The organism is Brevibacillus antibioticus, from assembly GCF_005217615.1.
GTDB lineage: Bacteria > Bacillota > Bacilli > Brevibacillales > Brevibacillaceae > Brevibacillus > Brevibacillus antibioticus.
Genome location: NZ_SZNK01000001.1, coordinates 1,670,750 through 1,689,673, shown reverse-complemented (window position 1 = coordinate 1,689,673; position 18,924 = coordinate 1,670,750). Strand labels below are relative to the sequence as shown.

At 45.4% G+C, this 18,924-nt stretch carries 25 protein-coding genes; 8 read left to right on the top strand and 17 right to left on the bottom strand.

The genetic code is table 11. The annotated features are described in order from the left end of the window. Window position 1 precedes the first annotated feature (1 nt). Together E8L90_RS07700 and E8L90_RS07695 are read right to left on the bottom strand one after the other, a co-directional pair. On the bottom strand, window positions 2–352 hold the full coding sequence (locus E8L90_RS07700; RefSeq protein ID WP_137028693.1) for a DUF952 domain-containing protein: 351 nt from the start codon (window positions 350–352) through the stop codon (window positions 2–4). 19 nt (window positions 353–371) lie between these two features. Beyond that, the gene (locus E8L90_RS07695; RefSeq protein WP_137028692.1) at window positions 372–617 is read right to left on the bottom strand and encodes a hypothetical protein; all 246 of its coding nucleotides are present in this window, start codon (window positions 615–617) and stop codon (window positions 372–374) included. Window positions 618–782: 165 nt separating this feature from the next. Between E8L90_RS07695 and E8L90_RS07690 the strand changes: the two genes are divergently transcribed. Continuing rightward, window positions 783–1,790: a glycerophosphodiester phosphodiesterase family protein gene (locus tag E8L90_RS07690; protein WP_137028691.1), complete on the top strand. Its 1,008-nt coding sequence runs from the start codon at window positions 783–785 to the stop codon at window positions 1,788–1,790. A 72-nt stretch (window positions 1,791–1,862) separates the two neighbouring features. Continuing rightward, window positions 1,863–2,048: a hypothetical protein gene (locus E8L90_RS07685; RefSeq protein WP_137028690.1), complete on the top strand. Its 186-nt coding sequence runs from the start codon at window positions 1,863–1,865 to the stop codon at window positions 2,046–2,048. A gap of 62 nt (window positions 2,049–2,110) precedes the next feature. On the opposite strand, the gene E8L90_RS07680 is transcribed toward E8L90_RS07685, so the two are convergent. Together E8L90_RS07680 and E8L90_RS07675 are read right to left on the bottom strand one after the other, a co-directional pair. Beyond that, window positions 2,111–3,163, bottom strand: a complete 1,053-nt coding sequence (locus E8L90_RS07680) for a P1 family peptidase (protein WP_137028689.1) — start codon at window positions 3,161–3,163, stop codon at window positions 2,111–2,113. Continuing rightward, the gene (locus E8L90_RS07675; protein WP_137033325.1) at window positions 3,160–3,720 is read right to left on the bottom strand and encodes a GNAT family N-acetyltransferase; all 561 of its coding nucleotides are present in this window, start codon (window positions 3,718–3,720) and stop codon (window positions 3,160–3,162) included. Before E8L90_RS07675 ends, E8L90_RS07680 begins: the two co-directional genes overlap by 4 nt. A gap of 176 nt (window positions 3,721–3,896) precedes the next feature. On the opposite strand from E8L90_RS07675, the gene E8L90_RS07670 reads away from it, so the two are divergent. Beyond that, complete coding sequence (locus tag E8L90_RS07670) at window positions 3,897–4,130, top strand: hypothetical protein (RefSeq protein ID WP_137028688.1); 234 nt, start codon at window positions 3,897–3,899, stop codon at window positions 4,128–4,130. Window positions 4,131–4,193: 63 nt separating this feature from the next. On the opposite strand, the gene E8L90_RS07665 is transcribed toward E8L90_RS07670, so the two are convergent. The 3 genes from E8L90_RS07665 to E8L90_RS07655 all read right to left on the bottom strand — a co-directional run bounded on the left by E8L90_RS07665 (window position 4,194) and on the right by E8L90_RS07655 (window position 7,989). Further along, window positions 4,194–4,445, bottom strand: coding sequence for a YolD-like family protein (locus tag E8L90_RS07665; RefSeq protein WP_137028687.1), 252 nt, complete (start codon window positions 4,443–4,445; stop codon window positions 4,194–4,196). An 871-nt stretch (window positions 4,446–5,316) separates the two neighbouring features. Further along, the gene (locus E8L90_RS07660; RefSeq protein WP_137028686.1) at window positions 5,317–6,027 is read right to left on the bottom strand and encodes a hypothetical protein; all 711 of its coding nucleotides are present in this window, start codon (window positions 6,025–6,027) and stop codon (window positions 5,317–5,319) included. A 987-nt stretch (window positions 6,028–7,014) separates the two neighbouring features. Further along, the gene (locus E8L90_RS07655; RefSeq protein ID WP_137033324.1) at window positions 7,015–7,989 is read right to left on the bottom strand and encodes a bile acid:sodium symporter family protein; all 975 of its coding nucleotides are present in this window, start codon (window positions 7,987–7,989) and stop codon (window positions 7,015–7,017) included. A 178-nt stretch (window positions 7,990–8,167) separates the two neighbouring features. On the opposite strand from E8L90_RS07655, the gene E8L90_RS07650 reads away from it, so the two are divergent. Continuing rightward, window positions 8,168–8,404 (top strand): hypothetical protein, encoded by a 237-nt coding sequence (locus E8L90_RS07650; RefSeq protein WP_137028685.1) that lies wholly within the window; start codon window positions 8,168–8,170, stop codon window positions 8,402–8,404. A gap of 136 nt (window positions 8,405–8,540) precedes the next feature. On the opposite strand, the gene E8L90_RS07645 is transcribed toward E8L90_RS07650, so the two are convergent. Continuing rightward, on the bottom strand, window positions 8,541–8,993 hold the full coding sequence (locus E8L90_RS07645; RefSeq protein WP_137028684.1) for a YhcN/YlaJ family sporulation lipoprotein: 453 nt from the start codon (window positions 8,991–8,993) through the stop codon (window positions 8,541–8,543). A 610-nt stretch (window positions 8,994–9,603) separates the two neighbouring features. Between E8L90_RS07645 and E8L90_RS07640 the strand changes: the two genes are divergently transcribed. From E8L90_RS07640 to E8L90_RS07620, 4 genes are all read left to right on the top strand, one after another. Beyond that, window positions 9,604–10,281 carry an O-methyltransferase gene (locus tag E8L90_RS07640; protein ID WP_208759418.1) on the top strand — a complete coding sequence of 226 codons (678 nt, stop codon included), beginning with the start codon at window positions 9,604–9,606 and terminating at the stop codon, window positions 10,279–10,281. 170 nt (window positions 10,282–10,451) lie between these two features. Next, window positions 10,452–10,943, top strand: a complete 492-nt coding sequence (locus E8L90_RS07635) for a GNAT family N-acetyltransferase (protein ID WP_137028682.1) — start codon at window positions 10,452–10,454, stop codon at window positions 10,941–10,943. Between the two features lie 555 nt (window positions 10,944–11,498). Next, a complete protein-coding gene (locus E8L90_RS07625) occupies window positions 11,499–11,843 on the top strand; it encodes a YkgJ family cysteine cluster protein (RefSeq protein ID WP_137028681.1) in 345 nt (114 codons plus the stop codon). Window positions 11,844–12,006: 163 nt separating this feature from the next. After that, window positions 12,007–12,702 carry a DUF4386 domain-containing protein gene (locus tag E8L90_RS07620; protein WP_137028680.1) on the top strand — a complete coding sequence of 232 codons (696 nt, stop codon included), beginning with the start codon at window positions 12,007–12,009 and terminating at the stop codon, window positions 12,700–12,702. A gap of 125 nt (window positions 12,703–12,827) precedes the next feature. Here E8L90_RS07620 and E8L90_RS07615 read toward each other — a convergent pair whose 3' ends face one another. The 9 genes from E8L90_RS07615 to E8L90_RS07575 form a co-directional block, all read right to left on the bottom strand. Continuing rightward, on the bottom strand, window positions 12,828–13,241 hold the full coding sequence (locus tag E8L90_RS07615; RefSeq protein WP_137028679.1) for an SRPBCC family protein: 414 nt from the start codon (window positions 13,239–13,241) through the stop codon (window positions 12,828–12,830). A gap of 20 nt (window positions 13,242–13,261) precedes the next feature. Further along, window positions 13,262–14,266: an aldo/keto reductase gene (locus E8L90_RS07610; protein WP_137028678.1), complete on the bottom strand. Its 1,005-nt coding sequence runs from the start codon at window positions 14,264–14,266 to the stop codon at window positions 13,262–13,264. Window positions 14,267–14,580: 314 nt separating this feature from the next. After that, window positions 14,581–14,838: an HPr family phosphocarrier protein gene (locus E8L90_RS07605; RefSeq protein WP_137028677.1), complete on the bottom strand. Its 258-nt coding sequence runs from the start codon at window positions 14,836–14,838 to the stop codon at window positions 14,581–14,583. A gap of 33 nt (window positions 14,839–14,871) precedes the next feature. Further along, the gene (locus tag E8L90_RS07600) at window positions 14,872–15,594 is read right to left on the bottom strand and encodes a KDGP aldolase (RefSeq protein WP_137028676.1); all 723 of its coding nucleotides are present in this window, start codon (window positions 15,592–15,594) and stop codon (window positions 14,872–14,874) included. Between the two features lie 5 nt (window positions 15,595–15,599). Then, window positions 15,600–16,715 (bottom strand): DgaE family pyridoxal phosphate-dependent ammonia lyase, encoded by a 1,116-nt coding sequence (locus tag E8L90_RS07595; RefSeq protein WP_137028675.1) that lies wholly within the window; start codon window positions 16,713–16,715, stop codon window positions 15,600–15,602. Between the two features lie 40 nt (window positions 16,716–16,755). Continuing rightward, window positions 16,756–17,406: a DUF4310 family protein gene (locus E8L90_RS07590; protein ID WP_137028674.1), complete on the bottom strand. Its 651-nt coding sequence runs from the start codon at window positions 17,404–17,406 to the stop codon at window positions 16,756–16,758. Next, window positions 17,406–18,194, bottom strand: a complete 789-nt coding sequence (locus E8L90_RS07585) for a DUF4311 domain-containing protein (protein ID WP_017249035.1) — start codon at window positions 18,192–18,194, stop codon at window positions 17,406–17,408. Before E8L90_RS07585 ends, E8L90_RS07590 begins: the two co-directional genes overlap by 1 nt. A 21-nt stretch (window positions 18,195–18,215) precedes the next feature. Then, window positions 18,216–18,554 carry a DUF4312 family protein gene (locus tag E8L90_RS07580; protein WP_137028673.1) on the bottom strand — a complete coding sequence of 113 codons (339 nt, stop codon included), beginning with the start codon at window positions 18,552–18,554 and terminating at the stop codon, window positions 18,216–18,218. Between the two features lie 3 nt (window positions 18,555–18,557). Continuing rightward, window positions 18,558–18,920, bottom strand: a complete 363-nt coding sequence (locus tag E8L90_RS07575; RefSeq protein ID WP_137028672.1) for an SFCGS family glycine-rich protein — start codon at window positions 18,918–18,920, stop codon at window positions 18,558–18,560. Between the last annotated feature and the right edge of the window lie 4 nt (window positions 18,921–18,924).

The following is an 18,924-nucleotide window of genomic DNA, read 5'->3' as shown; positions in this document are numbered from 1 at the left end:
ATTAGCGGATGGACGTTCCCAGACGCCACTGGCCGTCTATCCGATTCATTTGCTTCGTATCCACAATTGCATCTTTATTCAGTGGTCCATAGATGTGTGGATACAGCAATCCATCCTTTGCAGCCTCGTATTTGACTTCCGAAGTCGTTTTCGTTTCATCGACAACGAGTACATACAACTCCTCGTCAAACTGTGCGTAGACGCGGTTTGCTACCTTTTCAAGCAGCTCGTCCCCTTTTGTCGCGTGAATAAAGCCCTCCTGCTCGTAATCGCGCGGTAAGTAATGATCCTTATCCATCCACTTTTCCCAATATGCTTTTGGTACCATGCAGTAAATGATAGAGTCTTGCATGTTTCTCCTCCAAATTTGACTATTTTTTTGGCATTGCTTTGTTCAGGTGACGCATAGCTTTATCATAGAACATCTGATCTATTTGCCCTTGATCATATCGCCATTGAATGAAGTTACGCAGAGAGTGCAAATCCACCCAGGCATCCTTCGCTTGTGGATTGCGGTCAGGTACCTCTCCTGTTATTTCACCCTCGTAGACAAGCTTCGCCATCTCGGTTGGGTGCATGCCGATCTGATAAGCGATTTGGTGTAATGCGATTTTCATGGAACCTCCCCTTGCTTTCGCATGGATACATCTTATCTCCCGTCTATTGTGCCAGTCTTTTCGAATAATGCCAAGCCCCAAGCCCTACTCCCTAAGGATGTACCTTCCTCTCTTGCGTTTTGCTACAATGAACACAGTATTACAAGGAAGGGGCGGTATCCCATCATGTCAAAACAACGAAATCAACCACGAAAGAGATGGTTCCAGCGAAAACGCATCTGGTTTCCCCTTCTTTTCATCGCATTCCTGTTTCTGGGTAACAGCTCTTATCTTGCAAAAGAGCCAGAAGGCGAGCCTTTTTTACTTGCTCACCGGGGAATGGCGCAAACCTTTCATATGGAGAACATCACCAACGAAACTTGTACGGCGGAACGGATTTATCCACCGGAGCATCCGTACCTGGAAAATACGATTCCGTCCATGCAAGCGGCTTTTGATGCAGGCGCGGACGTTGTTGAGCTCGATGTACAATGGACCAAAGACAATCGATTCGCTGTGTTTCATGACTGGACGCTCGACTGTCGGACAAATGGCACCGGTGTCACGAGAGATTATACCCTGGCCGAATTACAACAACTCGACATTGGCTACCATTATACAGCGGATGAAGGGAAAACCTTCCCTTTCCGTGGAAAAGGGATTGGTATGATGCCCTCTCTCGATGATGTGCTACAAACATTCCCTCATCGCTCGCTACTTATCCATATCAAAAGCAATGACCCACTCGAGGGGAAAGCCTTGGCGGATGTTTTGGCAACATTACCTGCCCAGCGACTGGCACAACTCTCTGTTTATGGCGGTGACGAGCCAATCGAGACATTGAAGCAACAACTGCCTCAGCTACGCGTGATGTCTATGGCGACAATGAAAAGCTGCCTGATCCCGTACATTGCAACAGGTTGGTCCAGATATGTACCGGAAGCCTGTGCGCAAACTCAATTGCATATTCCTGATCAGATTGCTCCATGGCTCTGGGGTTGGCCGAATCGTTTCATGGCCAGAATGGAAGCAAAAGACACCCGCGTGATCCTGGTCGCAGGCAGTGGAGATGTGTCGCAAGGCTTTGATGTCCCGACTGATTTAAAACGAGTGCCAGAAAGTTTTACAGGAGGAATATGGACGAACCGGATTGACCTGATCGGCCCAGCCTTTCGCGAAAACGTAGAAAAATAATGAAACGACTCTTCAATACATTCGTATATACTTATATGAAATAGACTTCCGACCTAACTAGGAGTGATTGATATGCTCAAGAAGCTATTGAAAAATTTACTCGGTAATCACTCATCTTCGCACAAGTACCGGAAATACAGCAGCAGCGATTACAAGCATCGCAGAAATTACAGCTCAAGCAATCGGTACGGTCATTCCCATCACGGCAGCTCTCATTATAAAAGAAAGCGTTCGAGCCGTAGCTTCTTCAGTAGTTAAACAATCGTTTAACAGATGAGCAGACAACAAAACTCCGCTAATCGCCAGCGGAGTTTTTTCATTTAACGAGACATGACTTCTACGAAACGATCCAGTGGCAATGCATGTACGGTTCTGTTTTTCTGGCCTTGTATCGTTTTGGCCATCAACATGGAATTCAGGATCGCTTCATTGACCGCCTCGGTCGCTGCTTCAAACAGTGCATCCAGTTGTTCGGACGGAAACATTTTCACTGTGCTCATCTGCTCGTCGCCATACGAATAGCAATTTCCTGTGGAGAAGGTCAAGAAGAAATCACCGCTGCCCTCCTCGCCAATTGCACCGAGCTGTGCCATCGCGAGTGACGCTCGTTTGGAAATGCGCTTGCATTGTGTCGGCAAGAGAGGCGCGTCTGTCGCAATCGTGACTAAGAAAGAACCGTCATTTTCAGGAGTTACCCACGGCAAAGGGACTTCATTTTCGGAGATCAGCTGGCCCACAGGAATACCATTCACTTTCAAATCGTGTCTTCTGCCAAAATTCGTCTGCACCAATGCTCCGACAGTAAAAGTGCCACATTCGGTTTCGACGATGCGTGAGGAGGTTCCGATTCCGCCCTTGAATTCAAAGCAGATCATCCCGGTACCTCCGCCCACATTGCCTTCCTCGACATGTCCTGTACGCGCTTCTACAATCGCTTCTTCCAAATCCTCATACTGTATCTGCGTCTTTTCGAGATCACTTAACCAACCATCCCATGTCTCCGCGACGATTCCATTGGAAAACGGTTCAAGCCCCTCGATTTTTCTCGTCGCACGCGCAAGATGATGATGTGCCAGCCCGAGTAAATGACTACCCGTAAATACGATCGGTGTCACGAGCGTACCCGTCTCTTCTATCCAGTGACTTCCCGTAAATTCGCCTGTACCATTAAAGGAGAAGAAACCAGCAGGAAAATGCTGCCCCTCCAATTGACCGTCGTTGGGAACAATGACGGTCAAACCCGAACAAACGTCTTCCTTTTGAATCGTTTTGTGGCCGACCCGCACACCTTTTACATCCGTAATCGCGTTAAACGCACCCGGGATTCCCGCCCCGATAAAAACGCCACATTCTCTCGCTCGTTTTCTCGTCATGTTACTCTCCTGTCATTTTTGAATCTTCCCATAAGAATAGTGTTGTAGTAATTGCCATCGGAAAGAACTTTGTCGTTTTTGAGTACCCCTTCGATTTCAAAACCAAACCGTTTGTACAGCTCAATTGCCTTCTCATTCGTTTCCATCACATTCAACGTCATTTTGGTAATGTGGTTGGCGTCTGCCCAGGCAACTGATTCTTGCAAGAGATTCTTCCCAATGCCATAACCCCAGAACTCTTGTGATACGCACACACCAAACTCAACTTTGTGGGCAAATCTGTTTAAGTAAACACCTGCACATCTAGAAAACCCGACAATCCGATCTTGTATAACAGCAACTAAAAACAAATTTCTTGCACTTTCTGCATCCGTTTTGATGATGTGTTCGAATCCTTGCACATCGATAAAAGCCTCACCTCTTTCTCTGTCCAAATTTTCAGTCTCCCCATCGATTTGCAGCCGCAGGTCCGACAATTGTTGTGCATCTGTTTCTATTGCAGAGCGAATCGTGTACGATAATCCGTTCACAGAAAGGAGTTGTTGGCTGATTAGCATCATTTTTCTCCTATTGGTAAAATTTTGGTCTTTATTCTATCATAGGTAGAAGTTTTTGTGAATCTTCTCTCTTCATATAGAGAAAGGAAATTACAATATGTTTACATAACATTTATTATGTTCATTTATACGACAAACTGTGGATATGCTACAATAAGGAAAAGGAGCGTGCTCGCATGAATTTTTCTAAATCATTTTATTATACGGTAAACCATTCCAAGGTAGAGGAATATAAGAAGGTGCTCGATCTAATGAAAATCCCCTACATCGTGGAAGCACCGATCGTCTTGCTGAATCAAGGAGCGAATGAATACTCCTTCGTTTTCCCTAACATGTCAGGTCGTCTTTATGGAATGGTGAGTAAGTTATTTCAAGCGGACGGGAAGCCCTATCCGAAGAATGGAACATAGGTAAAAAAAGGACCCAGAAACCCTGCATGAGTTGAATTTCATGTAAGGTTTCTACCTGCACTGCTATGCATGTACATTGATAATTTTCTCCATCTCGATCCATTGACTACTCGTTTGGTTTGCTAATTGAACACGCCGCGCCTTCGGGTCTACCCATTTGACCACACCCCACATGCTGCACGTATTCCCCCGCTCCCCCTCAAAGGACATACACCAGCTCACATTCAAGGAATAATTCTCTCTTGCCGAATCTCGCAGCATGTACATAAATGCCTCTCTTTCTTTGTCCGTTACTTCAAGATTGCCGTTAGCCACGCTTTTCCACCCGCCTCATCATGTGTGAGAAATTGTATTTCCATTATAGTTATTACGAACATAAGTTCGCAACCTTTTTTTCTATTCCTCATGAAGGGGTCCCGCCAACAAAACGCGAATTTCACACGCTATCGAGAAACCGTTTGGTGCATAAACAGATTGGAAAAAGAGAGGGGATAACCCATAAATGATTCCAAGGAAATCATAACGATTGATGAAGTTATCGAGATTTTGGAAGGGAATATTCACGAATTCCAAGTGTATCTGCAAACGATCAAAATAGACTCGAAAGACCCAGATTACGCTTATATGGTCGGCCAGACAAGTGGTTTGCTACTGGCTCAGACATTGCTGCATCAGCTACAAAGACATCAAAATGACAAAGCCTGAGTAAACCTCAAAACCTTGATTTTCCTTGGCGAACAGGAAATCGAGGTCTTTAATGCATCCCAATCCTTAGCGTGGGTTTTATGTCATTTGGTTAGCGGTACCCCAATAAGAGTACAAGTGTAGGAAAACATCAACCCTCCTTCAGTGATCTGAGGAGGGCTTTAGTATTACATCAACATTAATTCTACTTGTTGTGCCTTCGAGAAATGGCTAGGATATCAAAAAGAGAGATAATGATGAAGAAAATTATTCCCCCCATTAAAGTTTCTCTTATCTCTAGTTGAAATTGAAAAAAATACGGAAGGGCAATTAAAATAAGAGCCGCTAATATGTTCCAAAGTAATTTTGTTCTGACATATTCACGAATATAACCCAAGCAAATCAATCCTCCTTGGAAATCTGGGTGGTTATTGAAAAATAAATGTGCATTCCATTAGTCCATTTTAGGAATTAATAGAATGCACATTTTTATATGACAACTCTAGCATGCGGAGTGCCAGCGTGTTGGTACGTATGCGTAGCAATCAAGATAAACTCCACAACCTTCATCTTGATTTAAAAACGCATAGAGAGATAATGCGGCTGCGGCAGAAGTCCAAGTTGAAAACCAGCTTGGTGGTCTCTTACCATTTTTCTCCATCAAATATTGAATGGTTCCAATTGCTCCGCCTACAGTAATACCAGCTTTAAGTCCAATGTCCTTTTTTAGATCCTCAATAAATTGATGTGACCAATAAATTTGAAGCCCCCACCAAGTAAAATCATAATCCCAATATTTGCTATGCTTAATGGCAGATGGAGAGACTTTATTTGATTCAGATTTACTGTTTGCGTCAACCAAGACTCCATTAGAGGCAACAAGTTCGTGTTTAAATGGAATAATTTGTTTATTTGTTTGAGTAATAATTTCTAAAGCCATCTTATATTTTTCTTTTCCCAATGCTTTTATTGCATCTGTGGACAAATAGAATTGTTTTGTCTTCTCGTCCAATTTTACATATTGCGTTACTTCTTGGATAAAACTTTGACTTATAGCCTCTTGTGTGCCAGAAAAATATTGATTGCTTTTCTCGTAGGCATAAGATGAAGGACCATTAATTGTTTGTGCGAATGTGGGAGCAGAAGTTGTTAATAGACTCAGCATTGATAATGCTAAAATGGACTTACCAAATGTTTTGGCAACTTTAGTCATACCTATTCCTCGCTTCCTAGTGATAGATATAAATTTACTTTACTCAATAGTCCGATGTTATCAAAAACCGGTTAAATCCCTCAATTATTGAGTCAAGCTCCCTTATTCTCGCTATTTCTTAGTTTTTCATTTCTTTCAACCATTTGGTAGAGTAGGCAGAGAAAGCACTCGCGTCAAGGAATTCGTTTGACCTCAGACCTTTCTCTACCTAGGCTGAAGAAAAACAAACAAACTGTGCTAATCGCAGCGTTGCTATACTCTTACGACAAATGGCTTTACTCGTTGCTGTTCCACAGCCTGTCTAAATCCTACGGGCGACAGGCCATACAAACTACCGTGAATGCGGCGTTCGTTGTAGGCCAACTACGTTCGTTGTAGGCCAACTACCAGCGAACGTGACACCACCCGCAAAGTAAAAACCAGAATAAGTTCCTAAAATAATGAGATTTGGAACTTTATTGCATCCTTTGTTTCTTAGATCACAAAATTTAATCGAAGTTCACCACTGATATGGAGTGAAGTTCCAATACCAAAAGTAAAAACGGAACTTTCATCTGATCTGGGCCTTTACTTTACCAGTAACTTACATCTACTTTGCGGGTGGTGTCACGTTTGCTGGATCAGGGCCAGGAAATCGACTTTTTTATTGTAATCAACCCCTTAGCATGCGAATTTCGCGTTTTGTTGGCTGGCCCCCATGAACGATGAGAGATAACAGGAAGTAAGAGGTTCCTCTCTAAAGCAGATGCAACAAACTGAACAATCACTTCCTGATGAAATCCTCTGTTTTTCCCTTTGATTACGTTCACTTCTTTCCTAACCTCTTCCAATACGTAGTCAAGGAATCGCGTCCGAAAATATGGGATCTGGGTCACCTCGATAAAATCCAATTCCCGGCTTACATTTGCCTTGTCCGTAATATCTTGTATGGTCCTGTCATCAAAAAAAGCCGTTTTCCAAAAATCAATTGGAAAACAGCTCTTGCTTTTAGCTTGATAGTTCCTGCGGTTGATGCTGTGGTCTTTTCTCGACCAGCTCCAAAAACTTTCCGAAGGTAGAAGCGAGTATTTGCTGAAACAGCATACCGAGAACAACGGGCAGAGCAACAGGTGCAGGAAAGTACGTGATCGCCATAACTGCCCCTGCACTAATGTTTCGCATTCCACTGTTGAAGGTTAACGTGACGATCACATCACGCTCCCATCCGAACAGTCTTGCAATCCCCCACCCCATCAAATAACCCAAAATGGCTACGAACAGTACGAGGACTGCCATCCCCACCAGTTTTGCGTCCATCATATGAAAGTAAGATGAAACCATCGAGCTATTGATCGCGACGACAACACCCATTCCCATCTTAGAAAATGGCGCTAATTTTGGTGCCAGCGTTTTTTTGACGTTTCCTTTTGATAAATGATTGAGCAGCATACCGATAAGCGACGGCAACACGATCATATAAAATAAGCCCTTCATTAGTTCAGCCAAATCCATCTCGACAGTTGCCCCTAAAAACAAGGACATCCCCACCGGAACAATCAAGGGGGAGAGCATCGTATCCAACAAAATAATGGATAGCGTCAGTGCGATGTTCCCGTAATAAATGGATGTCCACAAAAAGCTCGTGATCCCCGTGGGAATTAAGGCCGCCAACAAAAAGCCTGTGATGACATGGATATCATCTGGATAAAACAACCGGGCCATTGACCAAGCAATTAGGGGCATTAGTGCATGAAGAATCAACAAGTTAACGATTAAAGGGAGCGGTCTGGTCAGTACCTTTGCAAATTCTTTAAATCCCGAACCCAGACTGCCGGCAAATGTCATGAAGGCAAACACCCAGGGAGACAAAAAAGCAAACGGTTGCAAATGTGTCCCGGCTATTACGCCAATCGCAACACTACTTGGCGTGAGTATGGGCATGATTTTCTCAAGCAATCGATTCAGTTTGGCTAACCCGTTCATTTGATACACCTCAAGTCTCGTCCTTTGATGCTATTGATGTGAGGTATGTTATCATGAACAGATTATTGTTACAAGACTAAAGTTCATTAGTAGATTGCATACAGGTCATTTATTCGTAATTTCACCTTGCATACTTTCGTGCATGGGAGTAAAGCCTATGACGGAAAGGAGGTATTTTATGAACGGAATGGATTGGGTAGAATTTATCCGAAAAACCGAAGATAAGATGTATCACCTCCATCGAGCGATAGATGGAATCTGTAATAATCCCGACTATAAGGAATCTGTTACGACCTTGACGGAAGTGGTAAGAGATTATCAAGTCCTTGTGGAAAAAGCCAAGGGTGAATTACGCGGCATCGACCTCCATCGAGATCGAGAGCGCGCGCATCATTACGATCATGATCACCACTAGCCTATATAGACTCCCAGCCAGGGAGTTCTTCTTCGGTCATTAATCACGTAATATTCATTTTATTTTAATCATTCCGTTAAAATAAACAACAAGAACCTCACTCTACCCAAGTAGTCTGTGAGGTTTGTGAAATCGGCTAGCCCTTCATTTTCTTTTCTATTTCTTTTAAGGATTTCTTCTTCTGGCATGCTTCTTTTACATCGGTTGGCCACCGTTCGTCACTCAGCTTTTGCAAATCTTTTATCAATCGCTTGTCAGCTGTCACATGAATATTCGCATCTGGGAAGGCCTCTTTTAATTTCTTCCCGACTTCTTTTTGAATCGATTCCAGCTTGAACCGATTAAAATTCGTTACTTGAATAGCCACATCGAGCTCTTTATCGATTTGCACAACCACTATTTTGTCTATGCCCTTCACGCTAGCTGTAATCGCTCTCGCTCGCTCTTCCCACTGATAATGTCTGACGGGAACAGGCATGCACAACGACTCCGCTTGCGCTTTTTGCTTCGTTTCTGTACCAGATTGCTTCGTACACCCCGTTACGGTCAAAGCGAAAGCCAACGTCAGCATCACGAAAGTTGCCCGCACACAAAACACCTCCTGACCAAAATCACCTGTTACTAGCTTGACCTTGAACGGAGGAAGTATGTAAAAAAAATGCGGTGACTCCTCTGCATAATTTGAGTCACCGCGGACCCCAAGAACATTGCAAGTCCTATGTATAAGAATATAAAAAATCACATCGAAACGCGATAGGAGATAACTGGATATGAAATGGAACAAAAAAAAATCCCAACCAACAAAAAGTGGTTGGGGCGTACGGGGTAGTACGCGTATATCATACGTGAATAATATAATCATATAGGACTTGTATTTTGTTGACAACGAGTAATAATAGGTATTTTTACCTATAGATGGAACAAAAAAATTGCGCCGACTTTGACTGCATCATTTAGCCGGACGCGTGTAATAGAATCCCCAAGGTTGGATTATACTAGCTAGCTTGGATTACTTTTCTATTATCATGAAAACTCATCTTTCACGCCATGCGTAAATAATGGTAACGGGTGAAAATATTACCTATCAAGCTTGATCAACCATAAAAACTCTATGCTGAAGTGTGATACTTTCTATAAAAAGCACAGCCAGAAGTTGTTAATCGTGTTATGATATCCCTGTAAATTCTTGAGGAGTTGAGATGATGAATAGAGAGCAATGGACAACGGTCGATCACTATTTTACGGATAAATTACTGGAAACCGATTCTGTTCTAGACACAGTTCTTCAAGAGAACGCAGCTGCAGGGCTTCCAGCTATTGATGTAGCTCCCAATCAAGGTAAATTCCTTCATCTATTAGCACGGATCCAAGGCGCTCGTTCAATCTTGGAAATTGGCACTCTCGGTGGATACAGTACCATCTGGCTCGCCCGCGCACTCCCTGCTGACGGGCGTCTCATTACTCTTGAATATGATCCGAAGCATGCAGAAGTTGCACAATCGAACATTACCCGCGCAGGACTGGATCAGATCGTAGAAGTGAAGGTTGGACTTGCCCTTGATTCTCTTATCCAACTGCACAACGAAAATCAGGGTCCTTTTGATTTTATTTTTATCGATGCAGATAAAAAAGGAAACCCCGACTATTTCCAATGGGCATTAAAGCTCTCTCGCAAAGGTACTGTAATTATCACGGATAACGTTGTACGAAGTGGTCAAGTCGTGGACGAAACAAGCACGGATCCCAATATTGTCGGTGTACGTCAATTCACCGATTTGGTAGCGGAAGAAAAGCGTGTTAGTGGAACCGTTGTACAGACAGTTGGCAGCAAGGGCTATGATGGCTTTGCGATCATGCTTGTCACTGAGGAGAACTAGTTTTTTCACTTTCAAGGTTGTAACGAGTAGGAGTGTGTACATCTTGTTTAGGCTTGATTTACCTAGCATTATGCTCATCGCTAATGTCATTTTGGTTCTCACGGTACTGTCGTTGATTATCAAAGTGTTGGTGAAGAGAGAGTAGCTGATGTATTTGGAGGTGCTTTTTCTTGGAGCCATTATGTGATCAGTCCCTTACTTTGCGAGAAGTAACAGAGGCAGATCTCCCTATATTTTTCACCCAGCAATTGGACAAATCCGCACATGAGATGGCTGCTTTTACTGTCAAGGACCCAGAAGATAGGGATGGTTTCATCGCTCATTGGACGAGGATTTTGAACGATGATTCGATTGTGAAAAGAGCCATTCTCTTGAATGGGCAGATTGTTGGTAATGTTTCGTGCTTTGAGCTGTTTGGCTTCCCTACGATTGGATACTGGATAGACAAAAGTTTTTGGGGCAAAGGAATCGCGACAAATGCACTTACACTCTTTTTAGAGGACCTCGGACTACGTCCTGTATATGCGCGTGTCGCCCATGACAACATCGGATCCATTCGTGTGTTAGAAAAAAACGGTTTTCAGCCTTTCGGTGTCAATCGGGCATATTCGGAAGCACGAAGCGAAGAAGTGGAAGAACTCATTCTGATCAAACACACATGAGGTTCGAAGCGCTTACCGTGAGCGCTTCCCTTCTTTATATCCAGCGATCATTTCAAAATCGAAAGGGACATCCTACCCTTTTGACCAGCCTTTTAAATATTCTGTGGCCATACGCAAAAGGCTACTGGCAGGTTCATTGGCTAGTGTGGTGTTGGCGTTCTCGATTTTCTTGCTCCGGAAAAAGAACTCTATTGAACGCGTCTTAGAAGGCTTGACTGGGAACGATGAAGAGTGCAATGGTGAGTGGTTGTATGTTTTGACGAAATAAACAAGAAAAATGGGGCTTGCTCCGTCAATGACTTCCCCGATCTTGGATGACCGGTGATGGACCCGTCCGGAGCATCGTACAGTTCGAAACCAACTCGACTGTTTCGAAAAGCATTCGTCAAAATCTTCCTATATGTGCTATAATAGAAGTACAGTTTTTTCTTCCCGAATTTTTGAATCACCCACACAATTGAATGCGGTAATTCCTAAGATGATCTCCTGAATGAATGAGGATCATCTTTTTTGTTTTTTCTAGCAAACATCACATGACGAAAGGTTGTAGATGATATGAATACTTTGCCTTGCCAAGGCTGTAAAGGATTGTGCTGTGGGCCTGTTCCCATAACAGAAAAGGAATTTAAAATGGTACACAAGAAATTGAAAGCGCTTCCAAATAAACTCCGTGACGATCTAAAAAATCAACCGAGAATGTTTGGAACTTGTATCTTCTACGACATGCAAAAAGATCAGTGTGGCATTCATAGCGTTCGACCGGAAGTGTGTCGCGCTTTTGGATATCACAAAAACCTTGTCTGTTTTCGCAAACCGGAATTGGCGACGAAAGAAGCACTGACCTTCAAGGAGAAACCGATTGGATACTTGAGTATTGATTTTACTTGGAAGCATTTTTAAAGATATGGAGCAAATCATGGCTCTCAACTGAATAATAATGTTATAGACTGCCTCATTGAACTATATTCCTCTTTACCCTCTACACTTGATACGCGATAAAAAATGCCGAGGAAGGCAGCATCCCTTCATCCGCCAAAGGTAGTGTATGAGAAGGAGGCTAATTATGTTGAGGGAGAGAACAAATGAAGGTAGAAGGTCTGCAATAATGACTGGGGTGTTATTAATAGCCGGATTGATTACAGGTATATGTAGTGTTGTACCTGTAATTGATGGAGCAGACTACCTTGTCATGGCTTCTCCAAATGAGAACCAGGTACTGCTAGGAGCGTTTTTCCAATTGTTCATGATTGTTGCCTATGTTGGTATTCCTGTTTTGATGTATCCGTTGTTAAGTAAGCATTATAAAGGGTTAGCTCTTGGATCTGTTGCTTTTGGCATCATTGCGGGTATGTTTATTATTCTAGGTGTAATCATTCTTCTGTTGCTTTTGACAGTAAGCCACGAGTTTGCAAAAATCGGAACTTTGCATATATCGTATTTTCAGACCCTGGGTGGATTGTTGCGGGAAGGACGTGATTTAGTGAACCATGTGGCAACGACACTGGCATTCGCGTTGGCGATGCTCTTGTTCACCTGCGTATTTTATCAAACACAATTAGTTCCACGTTGGTTGTCAGTCTGGGGTCTTATCGGATCTACATTGTCTATATTGGCAAGCTTATTATTTATGATTCGCTTTATCGGCCTGGATACAGCCTATATGGTGTTGAACATTCCAATAGCCTTTCAACAATTGATTTTGGCTATATGGCTAATCATAAAAGGATTCACCCCATCGGTACGGGATTCTGTATCCTAATAAAAATGAAATGCAATTTCCCAAAAAAACAGCCGCGGTGTAGAGCACGTTGATATGTTCTACACCGCGGCTGCCGTATCTATTTTTGTCAGTTGACCTTTTGCTCTACTATCCGTTCCAACTGATTAAGCTTGAAATGCTTTTTTCAATGCTTCCAGACCATCTGAATAGATTCCGTGGAACAGCTTGATAGCCTCATCGTCGCTAACCCCTACTGGTGTAAATTCGCCAGACCATTCCACCAGCGTTCCTTTGCCACCATTCTCACGAACATGGATCGTCGATTCATAATTGGTAACTGGAAAGGGTGCTTTCATAATGGAGTAGGTGTAATGGCGCTCTTTTTCATTGAAGCCTACCAGGCGTTCAATAATCACATCACCATCCGGATTTTCCAACCGACGCACCCGTCCCCTTTCGCTCATTTCGCTGCTTGGGATATATGGAAGCCAGTCCGGTAGTGAGTTAAATCCACCGATCAATTTCCACACTTGATCAGGAGAAGCAGAGATTTCAATCGTTGCCATTGTGTTTGCCATGTTGATTACCCCTTTTATCGTTAGATTGGTAGTGGAGCGTCTTGCGCCACCAGTTTTTGTTCACGCATTTCCTGCCAGAAGGCTTCAGGAATCACTTCGTTCATCGCAGCTACGTCCTCCGTGATTCGATCCGGGCGACTCGCACCAGGGATGACGGCAGCAACTGCTGGATTCGCAAGCACAAATTGCAGCGCAGCAGCCTTGATACTAATATTGTGACGATTGGCAATTGCTTTGATGCGATCGACTTTTGCCATGATTTCAGGCGATGCTTTCTGATACTCGAAGTGGGTACCTCCGGCCAAAACACCTGAACTGTACGGCCCTCCAACAATAATCTTGGCATTCATTTTTGCCGCGTTTGGCATCACGCGTTGCAAGGCTCGGTCATGATCCAGCAGGGAGTAGCGACCAGCCATCAGGAACGCATCCGGTTGTGCTTCATCCAATGCCATCGCGATCTCGATTGGCTCTACACGGTTTACGCCGAGGCCCCACGACTTAATAACGCCTTCATCACGCAAACGAGTCAGGGCACGAAAGGCACCTTTTCGAGCACTTTCAAATTTGGAAAGCCACTCGTCGCCATAGAAGTCCTGTGCGATATCATGAACGTAGACGATATCCAGGCGATCAGTCTGCAACCGTTTCAGGCTGTCCTCGATCGAGCGAAGCGTACCGTCTTCACTGTAGTCCACGTGGATTTTATTTTTGCGACCATATTCGAACAGTCCGCCTTTTTCACCCAAGTCACGCAAGGTTGGATCTTCCAGTTCATCCAGGATGATACGCCCAACTTTTGTGCTCAACACATACTCGTCACGCGGACGTTTCGCAAGGGCTTCCCCCAGGCGAAGCTCAGCCAAGCCGGCACCATAGAATGGGGCAGAATCAAAGTAACGGACGCCATTCTCCCAAGCAGCATCGACGGTAGCCAGTGCTTCTTCTTCCGGGATGTTGCGGAACATATTGCCCAGTGGAGCCGTACCAAAACCAAGTTGTTTCTTCTGCAGAATGTTCTTCATATATGAATTCCTCCTAAAGAAGTGAGTATATTTCGTATCGACGACATCCCTTGAACGATACAATCGTCTTCTACAAAGGTGATGATCATCTTGAGACTCATTATGTGGTATAGCCTCATCAAAGAAAAGAACGCACTTTTTAGTACAGTAGGAACCTGGAAGTAACCATTTTCTACGGTGGTTGAGGTTAGAATGAGACGAAATTCCTGATGATAACAATGTTTTAGTCTGATCCAATAAAAGAAAAAGCGTCAGTTTAAGACCTAATAAAGTCTTAAACTGACGCTGATTGCATCACCTATTGTCGTTCCCCTTTACTCTACACTTACCAAAACGCGCTCCAACGCATCCAACGCCTGTTCTGCATCGACACCATCCGCAGTCAAGACGACTGATTGTCCTTTCGACACAGCGAGGGACATGACGCCGATGATACTCTTGGCATTCACCTTCTTCTCCTCTTTGTTCAATCCGATTTCACTGGAAAAAGATGCTGCTACTTTCACAAACAATGTAGCCGGACGTGCGTGTAATCCCTGTGCCAACTGGACGATGACCTGTCTTTCTCTCATCTAATTCACTCCTATCCCTTTCTGGTAATATCGCTACAAACCTTCTATAGCAGTCAGCAGTTCTTCTACTTGATCCAAACGAGTCAAACCCGTTTCCTTGTCGACGATCGATGTATAAATGTGCGGAATGACCTGCTTGGCACCTGCTGCGAGGCATACCTCCACAATCGGCCGAATCGAAGAAGCATCGATCCCGCCAGTCGGCTCAAAAACGGGAATCCCGTAACGTACGGCTGCTTCTGCCATCGCCTTGATTTCATTCAGCCTCTCCAGCCCGTCAACTGGATAAAATTTGACCGAGTGTACACCAATCTCCGCCAGCATCGCGGCGGCCGCATCGCAAGAGAGCAATTCTGACGCTTTGTTGCTCATTGGTCCCGTGGTGACTTGAACCTTTCCCGGTTGCCCACCAGGGGCAATCAATGCATTCACGATGGTATGTGAGTTGCCGACTGCCTGTAGCCCGCCAAGTGTATAGCCTGCTGCCGGAAATACCTGATTGACGTGATCTGGTTGGGTCTGCACCGCGACTTCAGCGACCTTTTTCCATTGAGTAGGATCACCTGCGCCCAGCCCTACAGACACTGGTACTCTTGCTCGCTGATATTGTTCAACAGCGGTTATCGCTGCTTCTACGGACGCAAATCCTTTGACCAAGATCCCGATCAGAGCGCGGCCATCAGCCACGGCACAAATTTGTTTTGCGTTTTCTACATCCCTTGCCAAAACGTTTAAACGAATTTTCGGATTGCTCACTTTTGTTATTCTCCTTCTCCCTGTTCTTGCAGCAATTCCTTCATTCGTGCTGCAATGACGTGCTCTTGTCCTTCATGAAACGGTCGTGGATCAAAGGCGATCACACCCGTATTCACATAATGGTTACGGGTAAAAATAGCTGGATTTCCTTGCTCCAGTTGGCGTGTAAGCTCCCGAGCCGTCATTTTCGTCACTCGTTCGTCAAGCTGAACTTGCACACGATAGATCTCCCTGCCAGCCTCATCCTGTGCGATTCCTGCTTTCACACCGGGCAAGCTGTTCAGTTCTCCTGCCAGCCACTCCACTCGCCTGCGCTGCTCTGTAACATTTTGTTTTTCGGGATCGTACTGTCCAAGCGCTGCAAGTAAACCCGCAATGGCTTCCTTTCCTACCTTCATCGCACGACCTACGCCTTTATATTGCGCGCGACATGCGGCTACTAGATCGGCACGGCCTGTGATAAACCCAGACGTTGGTCCGCCGATTGCTTTTCCGCCACTGTAGATGACCAGATCGGCCCCCATCGCCACGTAGCGCCGTAGATCCTCCTCCGCCGCTGCGTCTACAATGACCGGAAGTCCAAACTCCCGACCGAGTTGAATCATCGTGTCTAACGACTGCATGCCTTTTTGAATCGCATGGTGAGATTTGACATAGAGTAGTGCTGCGGTCTGATTATCAATGGCTTCTCGCAAATGGTCTGCCTCTACGTGATTCGCATGCCCGACCTCTACGACTTTCCCACCACCCAGTGTAATCATCTGTTTAATAGACGCTCCGAAGTGCACCGCGTGTCCTTTTTGGATGATGATCTTGTTATTCAACCCCTCGGAAAGAGGAAGCCGCTCGATCAAACTCAGATGGCAACCAGCAATAACTGCCGCTACACTAATGGCAATGCCTGCAGCTGCTCCCGAGGTAGGACAACCGTCTTCTGCACCGGTCGCCTCGGCGATATGACGACCTGCCACAATCATTAGCTCGCTGATTTCTACATAATCCATGGCGGCTTCTCCCATCGCCTGTGCGATAGAAGGAAGGACGGCACTTGCACCCAGTGCCGTCATCTTACCGCTTGCGTTAATGACTTTCTTCAACCCTAACTGCTGATAGATTCCCATGATTTGCCCATCCTTCCTGTGAAACCTCTTGGCTCTTCTTTCATTGTGTCGGGATCGGGAAGATGGCGCCTAGGATCATGGCGCCGATAATCGCACCACCCGCGATTGGTTTATTGTAATAGTAGAAAATTGCTGCTCCTGCTGTTGCGCCGAGTCCAACTGGAATCGAAGCCATAATCGCAGAAATGACAATCAAAGGACCCAAGTAACGACCTGCTGCATTTCCGGCTCCCATCATGACATCCGCACCAAAGGTGGAGTTCGATGCGTTGATCGTGTACTTCCGAATCATAATAATCACAGTACCAATGATAAAGCCCAAGAGTGCACCTGTCGCCAGCGCCAAAGGAAAAGAAGTCAACGGAGCTGTAAAGCCCGCTCCCAGCATCAACGCGGGAACGCCAATCCCGATACCTGTTTGCAACGAGCCGCCAATATCGAGAATTCCAACCAGCGGTCCCTCCAAAATGCGGGCAAACAAAAAGCTCGCACCAAACGCAGCAGCCGCACCGTATCCGCCACCCTTGATCCCCGCCTCCAGCATTGCAACGATGGCGATATCGTTAAAGGCACCGACATGATACACATAATAAAGATGAGTACCCGCAAAGATTCCTGAAGCCAAACATGCCACAAAGAGGGGAAATGCCCATTCTGAATACCAAAACCCTTTTGCCTGCCATTCACCCATTACTTTTTCACCACCGATCCGAATGTTTCGTGAAGCTCTATCAACCACTGTGGAATTTCTACATACATGCTCTTCAAGAGCGCGACATCAAAGCCTCGGAAGAAGCCACTGAATACAAACAAGAGAATGACTGCAATAAACATGGATTTCGTAATTTTGTTCCAACCACTGTCATCCAAGCCTTTCCCGATCAAAATACCCAAGACGATTCCAGGCACCGCATTGCCCATGACCAAGTGCGACAAGCCGCCCAAGACTGTTCCCCAAATCCCTGTCCGTTTACCTGCATCCATCGCCGCCATCCAGAACACAATCGGCATGATCGGGTTGATTAACCAGTTCGCAGCAGGAACCAGAACCTTCGTCGCGACGAGCTGCATCGACTCGGGAATCGCCGTTGCTGTAGAATTCAACAGTGTGACCACAACGACACCAACTGCTGCTCCGGCAATCGCCATTTGCTTTGGATTGTGCAACGTCTCTGCGACATTCTTGTTGCGCCAAAGCAACACGGCTGCCGCCCAGTTCGGGATGACGCGATGATCCACATCTTGCGTCAACGCTCCAGCACCGACAACAGACGCCCATGAGTTGAACAAAAAGCCAAGCCCAAATGAAAAGTGCGAAATGGGATCGCCCGCACATGCGTTCAACTCTCCAAAAGTCCGAAACGCTCCCATCCCTTGGACATTGGGTGCATGGAACATCCTCGCCGCCCCCGCACCAACACCGAAGCCGACCAATGCCCCGATGACAATCGACTTCAACACAATCATCAAAGTAACCATGAATCTTCCCCCAGTCTGCTTCTATCGTTGACGAACCAACTGCCCCATACCCGCAGTCTGCTCGGTCTGCTGCTGAAACGATATGTTTTCTACCTGAACCAGACCCAGCCTCACTTGAATATCTACGGTGATGTCATACCGCGTCCGTTTGCGTGGGAAGAACAATCCAAAAAATCGCTCATGCTTTACTGTTTCTGTCGCAGACACAATGGAAACGCCTACAGGTTCGATTCGCACGACCAAATCACTCGTCTGTCTCGCCACTACCTGCTTGATTTGGGAAAAAATCTTGTTGAAGGCTCCTTCTTTCGTGTCACCACTCCCGGATAATCGCAAGGTCTGCGTCGTCTCCGTGTACATGGATTACTTCCCTCCCAGCTTGATGTATTCTTCCGCCATGCGCCTGCCCAGCTCTTCTGTATCCATGAAGCCAAAGCCAATCACTTTTTTGCCGCTACGCAAGGCAGTAATCCCAGCATCTACTGAGCGTAAGCCGTACTCCACTGGAAAACCATACTTGGTCTTGGCGGTCAGTGCCCCGGCCCCGCCACTTCCGCAAAAAGACAGCCCGAGATCAGCACTCTCACTGACCATGACATCGCCTACCTTCATATCAGCACCAACACCTGGAATGACGATCGCGGTCCCGCCAGCAGCTTCGATTCCTTTTGCGATGTTTTGTCCTTTTCCGAGACGATCACCAATCACGATTTTTACCTTAGACATATAC